We start from the raw sequence: 18,326 nt of genomic DNA, 5'->3' as shown, positions 1-18,326 counted from the left end.
AATGAATCTATTTTTTGAAGAATCCGGCGATTTCAAGGTCGGCACGGTCCTGTCGCAAGCGGGTGAAGCGTACCAGGTCGAAATGGCCAGCGGCAAGCGCACCAAGGTCAAGGTCAAGGATGTGCTGCTGCAGTATGAAAAGCCGGCCCCGGCCGAGTTGCTTGAGCAAGCCAAGGCCGTTGCCGCCGAAATCGACCTCGATTTCCTGTGGGAAGTGGCGGGCGAAGACGAGTTCGGCTTTGCCGAGCTGGGCGCCGAGTATTTCGGCCATGCCCCCTTGCCGCCGGAAGCGGCCGGCCTGATCCTCGCCCTGCATTCGGCGCCCGTGTATTTCTACAAGAAGGGCCGTGGCCGCTACAAGGCGGCGCCGGAAGCGTCCTTGAAGGCGGCATTGGCCGGCATCGAAAAGAAAAAGCAGCAGGCCCTGGTGCAGGCAGGCTATGTGGAAGAACTGAAACAGAACCGCTTGCCCGCCTCGATGCAGCCCATGGTGCTGCAATTGCTGTTCAAGCCGGACAAGAACACGATTGAATACAAGGCGCTGGAAGCGGCGTGCACGGAATTGCACACGACGCCGCCGCGCCTGATGCTGGCCGTCGGTGGTATCGCTTCGCCGAAAGACTTGCACCTGTCGAAGTTCCTCTTCGAAAATTTCCCCAAGGGCGCCGGTTTCCCGAGCGTCCCTGTGCCGTCCGTGACAGCCAAGCTGCCGCTGGCCGACGTGGCCGCCTTCTCGATCGACGACGTAACCACCACCGAGATCGACGATGCGTTTTCCGTGCAGCCCTTGCCGGACGGCACCGTGAAAGTGGGTATTCACATCGCCGCGCCGGGCCTGGGCATCCGTCCGGAAGACGTGATCGACAAGATGGCGCGCCAGCGCATGTCGACCGTCTACATGCCGGGCGATAAGATCACCATGCTGCCGGACGAAATCGTCAATGCGTTTACCCTGGCGGAAGGCACGACGTGCCCGGCCCTGTCGCTGTACGCGACCCTGGACCCGAAAGCCGACTGGGCCGTCGTCAGCACGCAGACGCGCGCCGAGCTGGTGCCGATTGCCAGCAACTTGCGCCACAACCAGCTCGACGACCTTGTCAACGAGGAAACCCTGGCCAGCGGCGAAGGCGACTATCCGCACAAGGCCGACTTCGCCATCCTGTGGCAATGGGCGCAGCAGCTGGAACAGGGCCGCATGAAGAAGCGCGAAGCGTTTGGCCTGAAGCCGGAACAGAATAACCGCGTCGATTTCAACTTTTATGTGGAAAACGACATCGTCACCGTGGCGCGCCGCAAGCGTGGCGCGCCGCTGGACAAGATCGTCGCCGAATTGATGATCTTTGCCAACAGTACCTGGGGCAAGATGCTGCACGACCATGGCGTGCCTGGCATCTACCGCAGTCAGGGCGGCGGCAGCGGCAATAGCTGGGCGGCAAAGATGCAGGTGCGCATGGTCACCCATGCGGCGCCGCATCAGGGCCTGGGCGTGGATCAATACGCGTGGAGCACCTCGCCCTTGCGCCGCTACACGGACCTGGTGAACCAGTGGCAAATCATCGCCTGCGCCGAGCATGGCGTGACGGCGCCGCTGGTGGCCCCGTTCAAGCCGCGCGATGCGAATCTGTTCGCCATCGTCTCGGCCTTCGACGCCGCGTATGCCGCGTATGGCGATTTCCAGTCGAATATGGAACGCTACTGGTGCTTGCGCTGGCTGCACCAGGAAAACGCGCGCCAGGTCGATGCCGTCGTGCTGAAAGATGAAATCCTGCGCCTGGTTGACATTCCGCTGGTCATCAAGCTGCCGGGCATGCCATCGGTGGCGCGCGGTGCGCAGGTCAAGCTGGATCTCTTGCGCTGGGATGAAGTCGACCTGAGCATCGAAGCGCGGTTGCTGGAAATCGCCGCCGTGCCCGATGCGGCGGCCGATGCCGAGCTCGACTACGAAGAGGAATCGGGCGACGAAGGTGCGGAAGAGGGCGACGCGGCGGCAGAAGCTTCGCCGGAAGCGGCGAACCAGGTCAGCGACGCGGACGCGGAAGTGGCGGAACTGGCCAGCGAAGACGTGGTCAGCGAGCCCGAGGTCAAGTAAGGCTGCGGGGCGGCGTGAAAAACGGGACTAAAACTGTTTCCCGCGTCGCCCTTTGACGTAGAATTCAGCCATCTTGTATGGTGTGCTTGTTGCTAACTGGGTTGCGCGTGAAGTCTTTTCGAGAGAATCGTTTCCTGATGATCGCCGTGGCGGTATCGCTGCTGGCGCACGGCGCCTTGCTGGCGATGCATTTTGTCGCCCCGGCCCCGCAGCGGGCCGTCGCCACCGATCCCGGCCTGGAAGTGATACTGGTCAATGCCAAGCATGCGGACAAGCCGCTGAAGGCAGATGCCCTGGCGCAAGCCAACCTCGATGGCGGTGGTCAGGCCGACAAGGGCCGCGCCAAGTCGCCCTTGCCCGACATGCGCAAGGTGGAAGAGGGCGACAGCGTCAAGGCCAGCGCCCGGCGCATCGCCGAGCTGGAGCAGAAGCAGCAGGAACTGCTGACGCAGGCGGCCAAACCGACGCCCTACAGCGCCGCGCCCGTCACGGAAAAAGACAAGCCCAATCCCCTGGCCTCCGGTTCGGACTTGATGGAAAGCAGCAAGGCCATCGCCCGCATGGCAGCCGAGATCAGCCAGACCGTGGAAGACCAGAACAAGCGCCCGCGCAAGACCTTTATTACGCCCAGTACGCAGGAGGTCGGCTATGCCATGTATTACAAGACCCTGCAAAAGCGTATCGAGGAAATCGGCACCCTGAATTTCCCGCAAAACAATGGCCGCAAGATGTATGGCGAACTGGTCGTCTACATCCCCATCTTTCAGGACGGCACGATTTACCAGAAAGAGGGCGGCGTCCGCGTGGAGAAAAGCTCGGGTAATCCCGCGCTGGACGCGGCGGCCCTGGCCATCGTGCGCCGCGCTGCGCCGTTCGGCCGTTTCCCGCCGAATATGTTGTCGAGTGATAAAGATGACCTGTGGGTCGTCATCACCCGTTTCAAATTTACCCGCGAAGAAAAAATGGAAGCTAACCTGACTGGCGGCAGCAATTGAACAAGCAAGAGATGAACCCCGATCAATATTGCGTCTTCGGCAATCCCATCGCCCACAGCAAGTCCCCCCTGATCCATGCCGCGTTTGCCCTGCAGACAGGACAAGCGTTGGTCTACGAGCGCCGGCTGGCGCCGCTCGACGGCTTTGCGCTGGCCGCCCGGACGTTTGCGGCCGAGGGCGGCAAGGGCGCGAACGTGACGGTGCCCTTCAAGCTCGACGCGTGCGCGCTGGCCACCGCGCTGACGCCGCGGGCCAGGGCCGCCGGCGCCGTCAATACCCTGCGTTTTGATGGCGACATCATTCTTGGCGAAAATACCGATGGCGCGGGCCTGGTGGCCGACATCGTGCGCAATGCGGGCGTGAGCATTGCCGGCAAGCGCGTCCTGCTGCTGGGGGCGGGCGGCGCGGCGCGCGGCGTCGTGCTGCCCTTGCTGGAACAGGGGCCGCAGGAAATGTTCATTGCCAACCGCACCGTGGCCACGGCCGAAGCGCTGGTGGCGCAGTTTGCCGATGCGCTGGCGCAGCCCGAGCAACTGCGCGCCGGCGGCTTCACGCAGCCCGACGGCGTCTTCGATATCGTCATCAATGCCACCTCGGCCAGCCTGGCGGGCGACTTGCCGCCCGTGCCGCCCGGTATCTTCGGCAGCCACACCCTGGCGCTGGACATGATGTATGGCGCCCAGCCCACCGTCTTCATGGACTTTGCCGCCCAGCATGGCGCGCAGGTGCGCGACGGCCTGGGCATGCTGGTGGAGCAGGCGGCTGAAGCGTTTTACGTGTGGCGCGGCGTGCGGCCGCAGACGCAGGACTTGCTGGCGCAATTGCGGGGCAGCCTGTGAGCGCCGGCAAGAAGGGCGCGCGCAAGAGCGGCCGTGGCTACGGCTGGATCAAGTGGCTGTTCATCGTGCCCGTGCTGGCCTTTATCGTCGTGCAACTGTATTTCTTCCTGCAAATCTGGTGGTGGGTCGACCATAACCCGTCCAGCACGGCTTTCATGCGCGAACAGTTGTCTGTCTTGCAGGAAAAGAATCCGAATGCCACGATCCAGCAGACGTGGGTGCCGTACAACCGCATTTCGAACAATCTGAAACGGGCCATCATCGCCTCGGAAGACGCGAATTTTTCCGAGCACGAAGGCGTGGACTGGGAAGCCTTGCAAAAGGCATATGAAAAGAACAGCAAGAAGCAGAAAGTCGTGGCGGGCGGCTCCACCATCACGCAGCAGCTGGCGAAGAATCTGTTCCTGTCCGGTTCGCGCAGCTATGTGCGCAAGGGCCAGGAACTGATCATCACGTATATGCTGGAAAACCTGATGGAAAAGCAGCGCATTTTCGAGATTTATCTGAACGTGGTGGAATTTGGCATGGGCACCTTCGGCGCCGAGGCGGCCGCACGCCACTATTACAAGGTCAGCGCGGCGGGCTTGAGCGCGGCGCAGGCGGCGAAACTGGCCGTGATGCTGCCGAACCCCCGCTTTTACGACCGTCACCGCGACACCGGTTATCTGAACCGGCGCACGGGCGTGATTCTGCGCCGCATGGGGGCGGCGGAATTGCCTTGATGGCGGGGCGATTCCTTTGCATAAAGTTAAAGCTGCCTGATTGGTACTATTGCGGCGCAGCGATCTTAATCGCCTCCCTTGGTGCACCGCCGCACTTTTTCCGTGAAAAAGCCGTGCCGGGGGTGGTCGTGAAAAGGCCTTTGCGGGTACACTTGCGCTGTTTTCATTTTTGGCGCCAGCGCCAGCACATCACGATAACCCCACATCCGGCTGAGAGCGCGCATGATCAATGTCTTTGTATTACAGAATGGCCGGCTCAACCAGGTGCCGATCGACAGCCGCGCAGACCTCGAAAATGCCGAACCGGTGTGGGTCGACCTGACCGACCCCACCGATGATGAACGGGCCTGGGTCAAGGCCATCTACAACGTCACCCTGCCGGGCGAAGACGAAGTCAAGGATATTGAGGCGTCGGCCCGCTATTACGAAGCGGAAAACGGCGACTTGCACCTGCGCACGGATTTCTTGCGCGAAGAGGACGACGGCCCGTCGCGCGTCATCACCGTGGCCTTCATTCTGGCCCGCAAGATCCTGTTTTCCATGCATACGGACGACTTGCCCGTGTTCCGCCTGGTGCGCATGCGCGCCCGTTCGCGGCCCGGCTCGATTGCCGACTACATGGACGTGCTGCTCGACCTGTACGCCACCGATGCCGAATATTCGGCCGACGTGCTCGAAGGCATCTACCAGAACCTGGAAGAAGTCAGCACGCGTGTGCTGCAAAAGGAATTTACCGATGCGCACGCGGCCGAAGCGCTGAATGCCATTGCCCACGAGGAAGATTTGAATGGCCGTATCCGCCGCAACATGATGGATACGCGCCGCGCCGTGAGCTTCCTGATGCGCGGCCGTTTGCTCAATTCCGAGCAGTTCGAGGAAGCGCGCCAGATTTTGCGCGACATCGAATCGCTCGATGGCCACACCTCGTTCCTGTTCGACAAGATCAACTTCCTGATGGACGCCACCGTCGGCTTCATCAACATCAACCAGAACAAGATCATCAAGATATTCTCGGTGGCCAGCGTGGCCTTCCTGCCGCCTACCCTGATCGCCAGCGTGTACGGCATGAACTTCAAGCTGATGCCGGAGCTGGAATGGTCGTTCGGCTATCCATGGGCCTGGGGCTTGATGATCACCAGCGCCATCGCGCCCTTCCTGTACTTCCGCCACCGCGGCTGGCTGAAATAAGCCCTCTTGCCGGGACGCTCCCGCGTCCCGGTTTCAAGGCGAGCGCAGCAAATTCAAAAATCAGCGATAATCACTGGTATTGCGTGGTATTGAATTGGTATCTACGTTGCCTGTGTTGAGCCAGTCTTTTCCCCGTAGTCTGCCTTTTGCAGAAAAGTATCGTCATTGAGCCATTTTCTGCGTGGCAGCGTCCGCCTGTTCCACCTATGATCGTTGCGATGCCAGCCTTGGCCGGCCGGCCGCCGCATTTCCCGTCACCGTTGTCTTCTGGAGAGTCCATGCCTGATACCGCCATCACCCCACCGCGCTTTACCCATCTGATCAGCGACTGCGATGGCGTGCTGATCGACAGCGAAGCCGTGGCCCTGCAAGCGCTGCTGGAGTTGCTGGGGCCGCGCCTGCCGAACCTGCCCGAGGGCGTCACCCTGCAAGGCTTGATCGAGCCGCGCCTGGGCCAGCGCCTGGTGCCGCTGATGCAGGATATCTACAAGGAGCTGGGCTTGCCGCAATTGCCGGCCGACGAGATCATGGCCATCGGCAACGCCGTCGATGCCGCTTGCGACGCGCAATTGCGCGCCGTGCCCGGCGTGGCGCAGGCGCTGGCCGCCATTGCGCTGCCCAAGGCCGTGGCCTCGAACAGCGTCAGCGCGCGCGTGCTGTCGGCGCTGGAGCGGACCAGCATGGCGCCGCTGTTCGACAAGCGCGTGTTTACGCCCGACCTGGTGGGCCATGCCAAGCCGCATCCGGGCGTCTACCTGGCGGCGGCTGCCGCGTTTGGCGTGCCGCCGAGCCAGTGCCTGGTGCTGGAAGACAGCGTGACGGGCGTGACGGCCGCCGTGGCGGCGGGCATGACGGTATTGGGATTCATCGGCGGCGGGCATATCGCCGCCGGCCAGGAAGATAGGTTGAAAGCGGCCGGCGCGCATGTCGTGTTCAACGACATGGCCAGGCTGCCGGCGCTGGTGGCCGCGGTTATGGACACCGCGACCGTCTGATTGTGCTTATGCTAATTTAGCAAAGACCTTGCGCGCGGCAGCGATGGTGGCGTCGATGACGGCGTCATCGTGCTGCGCCGAGACGAAGCCCGCCTCGAAGGCGGCGGGCGCGAAGTACACGCCTTCGTCCAGCATGGCGTGGAAGAAGGCGTTGAACTTGCTGCGGTCGCCCGCCATCATTTCCGCGTAGCTGGTCGGCGGTGTTTCGCTGAAGTAGATGCCGAACATGCCGCCGATGTAGTCGGCGCAGAACACCACGCCTGCCTCCTTGGCGGCGGCGGTCAGGCCTTCGGCCAGGCGCTTGGCCGTGGCGCCCAGCTGCTCGTAGAAGCCAGGCTGCTGGATCAGTTTCAGGGTGGCCATGCCGGCCGCCACGGCGACCGGGTTGCCGGACAAGGTGCCGGCCTGGTAGACGGCGCCCAGCGGCGCCATGTTGTGCATCAGCGCCGCGCTGCCGCCGAAGGCCGCCACCGGCATGCCGCCGCCGATCACCTTGCCCAGCGCGGTGAGGTCGGGCTGGATGCCGTACAGCGCCTGCGCGCCGCCCAGGGCCACGCGCAAGCCGCACATTACTTCATCGAAAATGAGCAGAGCGCCGTGCTGCGTGCACAGCTCGCGCATCGCCTGCAGGAATGCCGGCGTGGCTTTTACCAGGTTCATGTTGCCGGCCACCGGTTCGACGATGACGCAGGCGATCTCCGCGCCGAAGCTGTCGAAGGCGTCCTTCAGCTGTTCCACGTTGTTATAGTCGAGCACCAGGGTGTGCTTGACAAAATCTTCCGGCACGCCGGCCGACGTCGGATTGCCGAAGGTGAGCAGGCCGCTGCCCGCCTTGACCAGCAGCGAATCGGCGTGGCCGTGGTAGCAGCCTTCGAACTTGACGATCTTGTCGCGTCCCGTGGCGCCGCGCGCCAGGCGCAGGGCGCTCATGGTCGCTTCCGTGCCCGACGACACCAGGCGCACCTGCTCGATCGACGGCACCAGACGCGTGATTTCCTCGGCCATCAACACTTCGCCTTCGGTCGGCGCGCCGAACGACAGGCCCAGCGCGGCCGCATCCTGCACCGCCTTTACCACTTCCGGATGGGCGTGGCCGACGATGGCCGGGCCCCAGGAGCCGATGTAGTCGATATAGCGCTTGCCGTCCGCGTCCCAGAAGTACGGGCCTTCGGCGCGCGTGATGAAGCGCGGCGTGCCGCCCACGGAGCGGAAGGCGCGCACGGGCGAGTTGACGCCGCCTGGCGTGGTTTTTTGTGCGCGGGCAAACAGGATGTCGTTCTGTGAAGTCGTCGTCATGATAATCGTGCCTTGAGAGTGGATCGTTGTCTGTGTCGTCTGTGTTTGTCTGGACGGGATTATTGGGCGCCGCGCTGGCGCTGCTGCCGGAACAGCCGGTTCGGCACCAGCTTGCCCATGCCGTGGCGCTGCGCGTGCGCCAGCGCGCCGGCCGTGAATTCCTGCGCCGCCACGACCACCTGCGGCACGTCGTCTTCGTTTTCGGCCAGGGCCAGCAGGGCGGTGGCCGCCGCCGACAGGGTGCTGCCGGCGCCGTTGAAGATGCCTGGCAAGTGCTGCCATTCGTCGTGGCGCACCACGCCGTCCTCGCCGAACAGGGTATTGGCGCGCAGCTTGCCTTCGCCCGTGCCGGACTTGCTGGCATCGGCCGGCATGCCGGTGACGAGCACGTATTCGCAGCCCAGCGCCACCAGGTAATCGACGTCGTTTTGCAGGGTGTCGTCCGGGTCGGCGTCGCGCCAGGTCTCGGCCAGGCGCTCCAGCTCCACCGGCGAGAGCACCAGCAGGGTCGTTTGCGGGATCAGCAGCTGGCGCACGGCCGTGAGGATGTCCTCGTCGTCCATGCCCTGTTCCGGCAGCGCCGAAATGAAGGGATCGAGGATCAGCGGCACGTTTGGATAGTCGGAGACGATTTCGGCGATGGCCGTGACGTTTTCCACGCTGCCCAGCGCGCCGATCTTGATGGCGGCCACGGACATGTCTTCCAGCAGCACGCGCGCCTGGTCGGAAACCCAGTCCGGGTCGACCGCCTGCACGTCTTCCACGCGCGCCGTATCGCTGATCAGCAGGCCCGTGGTGACCGACAGGCCATGGCAGCCGAAGGCTGAAAACGTGGCCAGATCGGCCTGGATACCGATCGCGCCGACCGGATCGGACACGCCGAAGCTTAATATGAGGGGAGAAGTTTGGTTTTGCACGGCGGGTAGATTAAGATACCTAATTCAGCATTTTACTTGATTGAAGGGTGGCAGAACGTGAGTAGCAACGAAACAACGCAGCAATTCCAAACGTGGATGTGTCTTATTTGCGGCTGGGTTTATGATGAAGCGGCCGGCTTGCCCGACGAAGACATCGCTCCCGGCACGCGTTGGGCCGATGTTCCGATGAACTGGACCTGTCCTGAATGCGGTGCGCGCAAGGATGATTTCGAGATGGTAGCGCTGTAATCAATCAGGTCCACGGGATGCCGCTGCCGCACGCAGGTGTCGCGGCTGCCTGTGCTATGGTATGAAAAATTGTCGAATAATCACATGACGCGATCTTCCTTGCCAGAGGCGCCGTCCGATGCCGTGTGTGCCGGCGTCACGGTACTCGTCATCGACGACAGCGCGACGATACGCAGCGCGGCCGCGAAGATACTGGGCGAGGCCGGTTATCGCGTGGTGGTGGCGGAAAACGGCTTTGCGGCCCTGGCCAAGATCGCCGACTGCCAGCCGGCGCTGATCGTGTGCGACATTATGATGCCGCGCCTGGACGGCTACCGCACCTGTGCGCTGATCAAGGCCAGCGCCGCGTATCACGCCACGCCGGTGCTGATGCTGTCGTCGAAGGAAGGCTTGTTCGACCGGGCGCGCGGCGCCATGGCGGGCGCCAGCGCCTGCCTGGTCAAGCCGCTGGCGCGCGAGGCGCTGCTGGAGGCCGTGCGGCTGCACCTGGCCGGGCATTTTGAGTAAGTGTTTTTATTGATTGACAACGCAGCAAGGAAGCAGATGGCCATACACACAATTCTGATCGTCGATGACTCGCCGACAGAACGCTACTACCTGAGCGAGATGCTGGTGCGTGCCGGTTATGCCGTCCTCACGGCGCAGGACGGCGCCGACGCGCTGGCGCAACTCAAAGAGGCCAGGCCCGACCTGATCCTGATGGACGTGGTGATGCCCGGTGCGAATGGCTTTCAGATCACGCGCGCGATTGCGCGCGATCCCGAACTGCAGGACGTGCCGGTGATTATCTGTTCCAGCAAGAGCCAGGAAACGGACCGCATCTGGGGCTTGCGCCAGGGCGCGCGCGATTACCTGGTCAAGCCGGTGGTCGAAGCCGAGCTGCTGGCCAAGATCGCCGCGCTTTCCTGAGCATGCAAACGATGCCAGGTCTCGGCGTGTCCACAACGGCCTTTGCGCCTGCCGCTGCCGCCGTGCCATCCTTCGAGTCGGGCGCGCGGCAGGGGCGCTTGCGCCAGTATCAGCTGCAATTGATCGAGCGGATACAGGCTGCGCGCAGCGGCGCGCTGGCGGCGCGCAAGGAACTGGGCGTGATGCTCGGTGGCCGGCCCTGCCTGCTCGACCTGACGCAGCTTGGTGAAATCGTCATTGCCGCCGGTGTGCAGATCCAGGGCGTGCCGCTGGCGCAGGACTGGTACCTGGGCCTGGCGGCCATGCGCGGACGCCTGACGGGCGTCGTCGACCTGGCCCGCTACATGGGCGAACCGGCTTGCGCACCCGGCAATCACTGCCGCATCATCACTTTTTCTCCGCGCCTGGGCCTCAATTGCGCACTGCTGGTCGAGCGCGTACTGGGCTTGCGCCAGCTGCGCACGATGCAGCCCGTCTCCGTGCCGCATGCACCGGCGTCGTGGGCGGCGCAGGCGCTGCGCGACAGCGAAGGGCAGCAGTGGCTGCGCCTGGACCTGGCGCAGCTGGCGCAAGCGGAGCGCTTCCTCGATGCCGGCTTTGGCGGCCTCGCCGACTACAAGGATATTTGCTGATGGGCGCCCATTCCCCCATCCTGGCGGCCGCCATGCCCGAAGCGGAGCACGCGCCCGGCGAGCCGGCATCGGCGGCCGACCTGCCGCTGCGCCTGCGCGACGCGCTGGGACGGCGCAAGTCGCTGGCCAGCACGCCGGTACGCGACTTGAAGCTGCCGCTGATCGGCCATTTGCCGCTGCAAAAGCAGCTGAGCATCCTGTCGACGGTGATGGCCCTGAGTCTGGCCGCCAGCCTGCTGTTCGTGGGACTGAACACGCGCAGCGGCAATATCGCCTCGGCGCAGACGCAGCTGGCCAGCGATGCGCTGATGCATTCGCAGCGCATCGGCAAGGCCGCGCCGAACGCCGTGCAAGGCAATCCGGAAGCGTTCCGCCAGCTCGAGGAAAGCCGCAATGAACTGAACCAGGATTTCCGCCTGATGCTGCGCGGCGGGACGTATCACGGCCGCGATATCGGCGAGTCGCGTTCCGCCCTGCTGGCGGCCGTGGCCGACGCGCGCAAGAAGTGGGCCAGCAGCGACCGCGCGGCCAGCACCATCCTGCGCCTGAAACCTGAATTGGGCGAATTCGACAAGACCTTGCAGCAATTGAACGCGCTGTCGCCGGCGCTGCTGGCGCAGACCGAGGAAGTCGCGGCCCTGAAGGTGCAGCGCGGCGGCAATGCGCGCGACCTGGCCGTCATCGGCCGCCTGATGATGCTGAGCCAGCGCATGAGCCGCAGCGCCAGCGAGTTCCTGTCGTCGGGCAGCATCAGCTCGGAAACGGCGTTTTCGCTGGGGCGCGACACGACGTATTTCCGCACCGCCGTCGAAGGGCTTCTGAATGGCAGCGTGCCGCTGCAACTGGCGCCCACGCGCGACGCCGAACTGCGCGACCGGCTGGTGGCGCTGAAAGCCAGTTTCGACACTTACCAGAAGCTGGTGTCGTCGATACTCGACCGGCTCGATAAATTCAGTTCGGCGAAAAGCGCCGAACAGCTGATCTTCAACGAGAACGAAGACCTGCGCCAGCGTTTGACCCTGCTGCAGCAGATGTACCACGTGAACCAGGAAACCCTGGGCATGGCCTTCTGGATGATGGTCGGCGGCGTGTTGCTGACCCTGATCGCGGCGGCCGGCATCGGCAGGGTGCTGCTGCAGGACTCCGTCAACCGCACGCGCGACGCCGAGCGGCGGCGCCAGGAGGCGGAAATCCTGCGCCTCCAGTCGCAGGGAAAAGAGGAAGCGGCGAAGGCCAGGAATGACCAGAACCAGGCGGCCATCCTGCGCCTGATGAACGAATTGCAGAAGGTCGCCGATGGTGATCTGACGGTGCAGGCCACCGTGTCGGAAGACATCACGGGCGCCATCGCCGATTCCGTCAACTACACGGTCGAGGAATTGCGCGGCCTGGTGGGACGGGTGACGGCGACGGCCGAACAGGTCAACCGCGCCTCGACGCAGGCGCAAAGCATCTCCAGCAAGCTGCTGATCGCGTCGCAGCAGCAGTCGCGCGAAATCCAGGGCGTCAGCGCCACCGTGGTCAAGATGGCCAATGCGATTACCGACGTGTCGAAGTCGGCCAGCGTCTCGGCCGACGTGGCGCGCCAGTCGGTGGCGGCGGCGCAGCAGGGTTCGACGGCGGTGGAAAACGCCATCAAGGGCATGCATGAAATCCGCGAGCAGATCCAGGATACGTCCAAGCGCATCAAGCGCCTGGGCGAATCGTCGCAGGAAATCGGCGAAATCACCGAGCTCATTTCCGACATCACCGAGCAGACCAATGTGCTGGCGCTGAACGCCGCCATTCAGGCCGCATCGGCCGGCGAGGCGGGGCGCGGCTTTTCCGTCGTCGCCGAGGAAGTGCAGCGCCTGGCCGAACGCTCGGCCGCGGCCGCCAAGCAGATCGGCGCGCTGGTGCGCACCATCCAGGCCGATACCCAGGATGCGACGCGGGCGATGGAAACGTCCACGCAGGGCGTGGTCGAGGGCGCGCGCCTGTCCGACGCGGCCGGCGCGGCCTTGAACGACATCAGCCAGGTGTCGAAACACCTGGCCGAACTGATACAGGGCATCTCGTTCGCCACTGGTACGCAGGCCGGTTCGGCCAGCGGCGTGGCCTTGAATATCCAGCATATCCTGAGCGTGACGGAGCAGACCCAGGACGGCACGCAGCAAACGGCGCAGTCGATCCATAAACTGTCGATGCTGGCGCAGGAACTGAAAAACTCGGTGTCGCGCTTCCGCGTCGCCGCCTGAACGTCGCGCCAAGCCAGGGCGATTTCCTTACCGAGGCATGCATGAGCACACCAGATAGTCCACAGCAGTCCAAGCCGTTCGACAGCGAACCTTTGTCCTGGGTGATGGTGGAAATCCGCGAAGCGCTGGGCCGCTCGAAAACGGCCCTGTTCGAAGCGGGCGGCCGCGAACGCGAGGAACGCGCCACGGCCCTGCAGCATGCGCGCTCGCACCTGCACCAGGCGCATGGCGCGCTGGTGATGGTGGACGTGGCCGGCGCCAGCCTGCTGACGGACGGCGCGGAACGGGCGCTGGCGCGCTTTCGCGACGGCAGCCTCGAATACACGCTGGACCATGCGCAGATCATCGCCGCACTGTATCAGGCCCTGACCGAATATCTGGAAGACCTGGTGGCCGGCACGCCGCCGCAGCCGGCGCGTTTGTTCCCCTACTACCGCGACCTGCAAACCCTGCTGGGCGCCGAGCGCATCCACCCGGCCGACCTGTTTTTCCCGCCCTCCGCCATGCTGGAAGGGCAGGCCATCGCGCTGGCCGACACGCCGCCCGTGGCGGACTATCCTGCCTGGCGCGGGCGCTTTGAAAAGTCCCTGCTGCCCTTTCTGAAGGCGCAGGATGATGGGGCGCGGCGCCAGCACGCGGGCGAGCTGCACGCCACCTTGACCCTGGTGGCCGACGCGCAGCAGGAAGCGCCGGCGCGCACCTTCTGGTTCGCCATGCAGGCGTTCGCGGGGCTGGCGGCCAGCGGCGAGGGCATGGGCACGCTCAACGTCAAGCAGCTGTTCGGCCTGATCAACCTGCAGTTGCGCCGCCTGGCGCAGGGCACGGCCAGCCTGCCCGAAGCGATGCTGCGCGACGCCCTGTTCTTCATCGCCGCGGCGCCCGAGCCGACGCCGGAGGCACGCCAGCTGCGCGCCGCTTTCGCCCTGGACGGCATGCTGCCCGCCGACGTGGAAACGCGGCGCTACGGCCAGGTCGACCAGGATGCCTTGCAAGGCGCGCGTACGTCACTGGCGCAGGCGCGCGCCAGCTGGAGCCGCCTGGCGCAAGCCGACCTCGATCCTGCCCTGGGCCCGGATTTTGAAGCGTCGCTGCAACAGGTGGCGGCACATGTGGAGACCTTGAAGCAGCCGGCCCTGGCCAGCCTGCTGCGCGAATGCGCGGCCGTGGCTCGGCAAGCCGTGGCCAGCGGGCGCAGCGCGGCCCTGGAAAATGAAATCGGCATGGCGCTGCTGTTTGTCGACACGGGACTGGAGCAGCTGCGCCGCCTGCCCGACGATTTCGCCGGCAATGCGGAAACCATCGCCGCGCGCCTGCAGGCGCTGCTGGCCGGCGAAGCGCCGCCGCCCGTCACGGCGGGCGAGCTGTCGCGCCAGATCGAGCAGGGCCAGACCGTGGCCGCGCTGGCCGAAGACATGAAGACGGGGCTGCGCCAGGTGGAAAAGGTGCTCAACGCCTACTACGCGGATGCCGCAGGTGCGGGGACGGCGGGGGCACTCGATGGCGTCGCGCCCGTGCTGGAGCAGTTGCAGCGGCAGCTGGCCGGGCTGGGACAGGAAGACGCGCGCGCCGCCGTGCTGCAGGTTGACGCCGCCGTGCGGCAGCTGGCCGGTGGCGACGCCAATGCGCACGCCGAAGCGCTCGACGAGATCGCGCAAAATGTCAGCGCGCTGGGCTTTTTTGTCGATATGCTGGGCCGCAACGCGCAGGCGGCCAGCGGGCGTTTCCATTTCGATGCGGCCGCCGGCACTTTCCGCGCGCTGCCATTTGAAAAAGTCGCCGCCGCCGGCGCCGTACCGGTACCTTTGCTCGACCAGGCCCTGGCGCCCGCCGCGCCCGCCGGCATGGATGCCGCACCGGCCGTGACCGATGTCGACGCGGAGATGCTCGACATTTTCATCGCCGAAGCGCGCGAAGTGCTGGCCTTCATCGACGCCACCCTGGCCTTGCCGCGCGAGCAGGCCGCCAGTGGCGACCACCTGGCCATGCTGCGCCGCTCGTTCCATACCCTGAAAGGCAGCAGCCGCATGATCGGCCTGGCGCAGTTTGCCGAAGCGGCCGGCGCCATCGAGCGCGTCATGAATACCTGGCTGGCCGAAGCGCGTCCCGCCAGCGACGACTTGTTTACCTTGCTCAATTACGGCTGGTACCAGCTCAGCGAATGGGTGGCCGAACTGGAAGGTGGCGCGGGGCGCGAGCGCGAGGCCGGCATGCTGCTGGCGGCGGCAGAGCGCGTGCGCGAAGGGGGGGCGTTCGAACTGCGCAAGCCGCGCCCGGCCGCGCCGTTGGCCGGCAATGGCAATGTGATCGGACTTCCTTTGGCCACGGCGCCCGCGCTCCACGAAGCGCCGGACGATCACCTCAAGCACGTGGGCGAACTGCGCATCAGCCTGCCGTTGTACAACATCTACCTGGCCGAGACGGATGAATTGCTGCGCGTGCTCACGCGCGATTTCGGCGAGTGGCGCCATGAACCGCGCGCCGTCAGCGCCGAGGCGCTGCAAGCCGTGCATACGCTGGCGGGGACGTCCGGCACGGTGGGCTTCCAGTCCCTGCGCGACCTGGCGCACGCGCTGGAAACGGTGATCGAAACGGTGGTGCCGCCACTGGCCGGCCTGCGCGCCGAACAGCACGACGTGCTGGAGCAGGCCACGCAGCGCATCGGACAAATGCTGCAGGCGTTCGCGCTGGGCGACCTTGCGCCAACGCAGCCGGACATGATCGAAGCGCTCAACACTCTGTGGCGCGCCTTGACGGCGCCGCCTGGCGAAAGCAAGGAAGACCGCCTCGACGCCCTGTTTGCGGAGGCTTACGCCAGCATCGTCGGTACGCCGGCGCAGCCTGCCGAGCCGCTGGCCGAAGTGCCGGCACCGGCGCCGGCGCAGGAGAGCGGCGCCAGCGACGACCTGTTCGATGCCGGTTTCGAACACGCACCGCCATTGGAGCATGCGGCGCCGGAAGCGCCGGCACCGGCCATCATGCCGGCCGATGCGGCCGCGCTGCTGGCGGCCAGCGCCGGTATCAGCGATGAACTCGACCTCGATTTATTGTCCGTCTTCCTGGAAGAGGGCGCCGACCTGCTGCCGCAGATCGGCGAGGCGCTGCGCAGCTGGCAGCAGCAGCCGCACGACAGCGGCCAGGCGCAGATGCTGCTGCGTACCCTGCACACCGTCAAGGGCAGCGCGCGCATGGCCGGCGCCATGCGCCTGGGTCAGCATGCGCATGAAATCGAGACGCATATCGAAAACATGCTGCACGCGGGCACCGCCACGCCGCAAGCTTTCGAGGAATTGCTGGCCCATTACGACCATGCGCTGCACCTGTTCGAGCAGCTGCAGCAACCGTTGCTGCCCTTGCCGGGCATGGAAGACACCCCGGTGGCCGAACCGAAGGCGGCGCTGGTGCGCGTGCGCGCCGATATCCTCGACCGCCTGGTGAACCAGGCCGGCGAAGTGTCGATCACGCGCTCGAAGATGGAAAATGAAGTGGGCGTGCTGGGCGCTTCGCTGTCCGAGTTTTCCGATAACCTGGCGCGCCTGCGGCGCCAGTTGCGCGAAGTGGAAATGCAGGCCGAATCGCAGATCGCTTCGCGCATGGCCGTCGGCAGTGAGCGCGAATTCGACCCGCTCGAATTCGACCGCTTTACGCGTCTGCAGGAACTCACGCGCATGATGGCCGAAAGCGTCAACGACGTGGCCTCGTTTCATGAAAACCTCAGCCACAGCGTCGATGCGGTGACGGACGACCTGGTGCTGCAGGCGCGGCTGACGCGCGAGCTGCAGCGCGACCTGATGCAGATCCGCATGGTGCCGTTTGCCAGCATCGCTGAACGCCTGTTCCGCGTGGCGCGGCAAAGCGCCAAGGAAGTCGACAAGCGCGTCAACCTCGACATCCGCGGCGGCGGCGTGGAAATCGACCGCAGCGTGCTCGAACGCATGGCCGCGCCCTTCGAACACCTGCTGCGCAACGCCATCGTGCACGGCGTCGAGCCGCGCGATGCGCGCCTGGCCGCCGGCAAGAGCGAGACGGGCGAGCTGCTGGTGCAGGTCAGCCAGCAGGGCAATGAAGTGGCGATCGCTTTTTCCGACGATGGCGCGGGGCTGGACCTGGAACGCATCCGCGCCAAGGCGCACGGCGCCGGCCTGGTGCCGACGGACGCGCCTTTGAGCGACGCGCAGGCGGCCGAGCTGATTTTCACGCCCGGATTTTCCACCGCCGACAGCCTGACGGAACTGGCAGGACGCGGTTTTGGCATGGACATCGTGCGCTCCGAAGCGCTGGCCCTGGGCGGGCGCGTGGAAACGCAGACGCAGGCGGGCCTGGGCATGCGCTTCACCATCCACCTGCCGCTGACCCTGGCCGTCACCCAGGTGGTGCTGCTGGCGGCGAACGGCAAGACGTATGCCTTGCCGTCGGTGCTGGTCGAGCAGGTGCTGCACCTGAAAGGCGAACAGCTGGAGCAGGTGCGGGCGGCCGGGCGCATCGAGTCGCACGGGCAGTCGCTGGCGCTGCATCACCTGTCGGCCATGCTGGGCGAGACGCCGGCGGAGCAGGCCACGCAGCGCCATGCGCCGGTGCTGTTGCTCCGGAATGGCAATGACAGGCTGGCCTTGCAGGTCGATGACGTGGTGGGCAACCGCGAGGTCGTGGTCAAGCACGTGGGGCCGCAACTGGCGCGCATGCCGGGCATCGCCGGCGCCACGGTGCTGGGCACGGGCGACATCGTGCTGATCCTCAACCCGGTGGCGCTGGCGCAGCACCTCGAGCACCATCCGGAACTGCTGTCGCAATATGCGCTGGCCAGCCGCGAGCAGCACGCCGCTTCCAGCGTGCTGGCCGTGCCAGCCGTGCGCGTGATGGTGGTCGACGATTCACTGACGGTGCGCCGCGTGATGCAGCGCCTGTTCGAGCGCGAAGGCTACCAGGTGCTGCTGGCCAAGGATGGCCTCGATGCGCTGGAGCAGCTGCATGCGCTGGAACCGGCCGCCATGCCGGCGCTGCTGCTGGTCGACGTGGAAATGCCGCGCATGGACGGTTTTGATTTGACGCGCAATGTGCGCAGCGACGACAAGACGCGCGCCATCCCCGTCATCATGATCACCTCGCGCAGCGCCGACAAGCACCGCGCGCATGCATTTGAACTGGGCGTGAATGCGTATTTCGGCAAGCCGTTCCAGGAAGATGAATTGCTGGCCGAGGTGGGACGCTTGCTGGCCGACGGCGTGGTGTAACACGACGCCGTCACAAGCGCCAACGATGTT

The 18,326-nt window shown here is 65.1% G+C and carries 14 protein-coding genes; 12 read left to right on the top strand and 2 right to left on the bottom strand.

Annotation, left to right across the window (positions count from 1 at the left end; all coding sequences use genetic code 11):
- Position 1 precedes the first annotated feature (1 nt).
- From AC3RCG_RS24825 to AC3RCG_RS24800, 6 genes are all read left to right on the top strand, one after another.
- Positions 2–2,089: a ribonuclease catalytic domain-containing protein gene (locus AC3RCG_RS24825; RefSeq protein WP_492402332.1), complete on the top strand. Its 2,088-nt coding sequence runs from the start codon at positions 2–4 to the stop codon at positions 2,087–2,089.
- 137 nt (positions 2,090–2,226) lie between these two features.
- Entirely contained in the window at positions 2,227–3,084 is an 858-nt protein-coding gene (locus tag AC3RCG_RS24820; RefSeq protein ID WP_492402366.1) for an energy transducer TonB family protein, read from the top strand.
- An 11-nt stretch (positions 3,085–3,095) separates the two neighbouring features.
- The gene (gene aroE / locus AC3RCG_RS24815) at positions 3,096–3,923 is read left to right on the top strand and encodes a shikimate dehydrogenase (RefSeq protein WP_492402333.1); all 828 of its coding nucleotides are present in this window, start codon (positions 3,096–3,098) and stop codon (positions 3,921–3,923) included.
- Positions 3,905–4,645: a monofunctional biosynthetic peptidoglycan transglycosylase gene (gene mtgA / locus AC3RCG_RS24810; RefSeq protein ID WP_492402367.1), complete on the top strand. Its 741-nt coding sequence runs from the start codon at positions 3,905–3,907 to the stop codon at positions 4,643–4,645. The genes aroE and mtgA overlap by 19 nt, the downstream gene beginning before the upstream one ends.
- A gap of 222 nt (positions 4,646–4,867) precedes the next feature.
- Positions 4,868–5,833, top strand: coding sequence for a magnesium/cobalt transporter CorA (corA, locus tag AC3RCG_RS24805; protein WP_034746658.1), 966 nt, complete (start codon positions 4,868–4,870; stop codon positions 5,831–5,833).
- 278 nt (positions 5,834–6,111) lie between these two features.
- Positions 6,112–6,828: an HAD family hydrolase gene (locus tag AC3RCG_RS24800; RefSeq protein WP_070222139.1), complete on the top strand. Its 717-nt coding sequence runs from the start codon at positions 6,112–6,114 to the stop codon at positions 6,826–6,828.
- 6 nt (positions 6,829–6,834) lie between these two features.
- Here AC3RCG_RS24800 and hemL read toward each other — a convergent pair whose 3' ends face one another.
- Both hemL and thiD read right to left on the bottom strand, forming a co-directional pair.
- Positions 6,835–8,124 (bottom strand): glutamate-1-semialdehyde 2,1-aminomutase, encoded by a 1,290-nt coding sequence (gene hemL, locus AC3RCG_RS24795; RefSeq protein WP_070222138.1) that lies wholly within the window; start codon positions 8,122–8,124, stop codon positions 6,835–6,837.
- A 59-nt stretch (positions 8,125–8,183) separates the two neighbouring features.
- Positions 8,184–9,041, bottom strand: a complete 858-nt coding sequence (gene thiD, locus AC3RCG_RS24790) for a bifunctional hydroxymethylpyrimidine kinase/phosphomethylpyrimidine kinase (protein ID WP_035822099.1) — start codon at positions 9,039–9,041, stop codon at positions 8,184–8,186.
- A gap of 96 nt (positions 9,042–9,137) precedes the next feature.
- Here thiD and AC3RCG_RS24785 point away from each other — a divergent pair, with 96 nt between their 5' ends.
- The 6 genes from AC3RCG_RS24785 to AC3RCG_RS24760 all read left to right on the top strand — a co-directional run bounded on the left by AC3RCG_RS24785 (position 9,138) and on the right by AC3RCG_RS24760 (position 18,296).
- On the top strand, positions 9,138–9,290 hold the full coding sequence (locus AC3RCG_RS24785; RefSeq protein WP_010401308.1) for a rubredoxin: 153 nt from the start codon (positions 9,138–9,140) through the stop codon (positions 9,288–9,290).
- 84 nt (positions 9,291–9,374) lie between these two features.
- A complete protein-coding gene (locus AC3RCG_RS24780; RefSeq protein WP_070222136.1) occupies positions 9,375–9,797 on the top strand; it encodes a response regulator in 423 nt (140 codons plus the stop codon).
- 36 nt (positions 9,798–9,833) lie between these two features.
- Positions 9,834–10,199 (top strand): response regulator transcription factor, encoded by a 366-nt coding sequence (locus AC3RCG_RS24775; protein WP_070222135.1) that lies wholly within the window; start codon positions 9,834–9,836, stop codon positions 10,197–10,199.
- Between the two features lie 26 nt (positions 10,200–10,225).
- Complete coding sequence (locus AC3RCG_RS24770; protein WP_492402334.1) at positions 10,226–10,831, top strand: chemotaxis protein CheW; 606 nt, start codon at positions 10,226–10,228, stop codon at positions 10,829–10,831.
- Positions 10,831–13,068, top strand: coding sequence for a methyl-accepting chemotaxis protein (locus tag AC3RCG_RS24765; protein ID WP_070308405.1), 2,238 nt, complete (start codon positions 10,831–10,833; stop codon positions 13,066–13,068). Before AC3RCG_RS24770 ends, AC3RCG_RS24765 begins: the two co-directional genes overlap by 1 nt.
- Before the next feature lie 41 nt (positions 13,069–13,109).
- A complete protein-coding gene (locus AC3RCG_RS24760) occupies positions 13,110–18,296 on the top strand; it encodes an Hpt domain-containing protein (RefSeq protein WP_492402335.1) in 5,187 nt (1,728 codons plus the stop codon).
- Positions 18,297–18,326: the final 30 nt, after the last annotated feature.

The sequence above is a fragment of the Janthinobacterium sp. GW823-FHT01H08 genome (assembly GCF_058797855.1).
Note: the sequence above shows the minus strand (reverse complement) of the source record. Positions and strands in the feature narration are given on the sequence as shown.

What these genes read in the sequence shown, in the direction of transcription:
- AC3RCG_RS24825 (WP_492402332.1), top strand. Translation starts at nt 2, where the DNA reads ATGAATCTATTTTTTGAAGAATCCGGCGATTTCAAGGTCGGCACGGTC.
- AC3RCG_RS24820 (WP_492402366.1), top strand. Translation starts at nt 2,227, where the DNA reads ATGATCGCCGTGGCGGTATCGCTGCTGGCGCACGGCGCCTTGCTGGCG.
- aroE (WP_492402333.1), top strand. Translation starts at nt 3,096, where the DNA reads ATGAACCCCGATCAATATTGCGTCTTCGGCAATCCCATCGCCCACAGC.
- corA (WP_034746658.1), top strand. Translation starts at nt 4,868, where the DNA reads ATGATCAATGTCTTTGTATTACAGAATGGCCGGCTCAACCAGGTGCCG.
- AC3RCG_RS24800 (WP_070222139.1), top strand. Translation starts at nt 6,112, where the DNA reads ATGCCTGATACCGCCATCACCCCACCGCGCTTTACCCATCTGATCAGC.
- hemL (WP_070222138.1), bottom strand. Translation starts at nt 8,124, where the DNA reads ATGACGACGACTTCACAGAACGACATCCTGTTTGCCCGCGCACAAAAA.
- AC3RCG_RS24785 (WP_010401308.1), top strand. Translation starts at nt 9,138, where the DNA reads ATGTGTCTTATTTGCGGCTGGGTTTATGATGAAGCGGCCGGCTTGCCC.
- AC3RCG_RS24780 (WP_070222136.1), top strand. Translation starts at nt 9,375, where the DNA reads ATGACGCGATCTTCCTTGCCAGAGGCGCCGTCCGATGCCGTGTGTGCC.
- AC3RCG_RS24775 (WP_070222135.1), top strand. Translation starts at nt 9,834, where the DNA reads ATGGCCATACACACAATTCTGATCGTCGATGACTCGCCGACAGAACGC.
- AC3RCG_RS24765 (WP_070308405.1), top strand. Translation starts at nt 10,831, where the DNA reads ATGGGCGCCCATTCCCCCATCCTGGCGGCCGCCATGCCCGAAGCGGAG.
- AC3RCG_RS24760 (WP_492402335.1), top strand. Translation starts at nt 13,110, where the DNA reads ATGAGCACACCAGATAGTCCACAGCAGTCCAAGCCGTTCGACAGCGAA.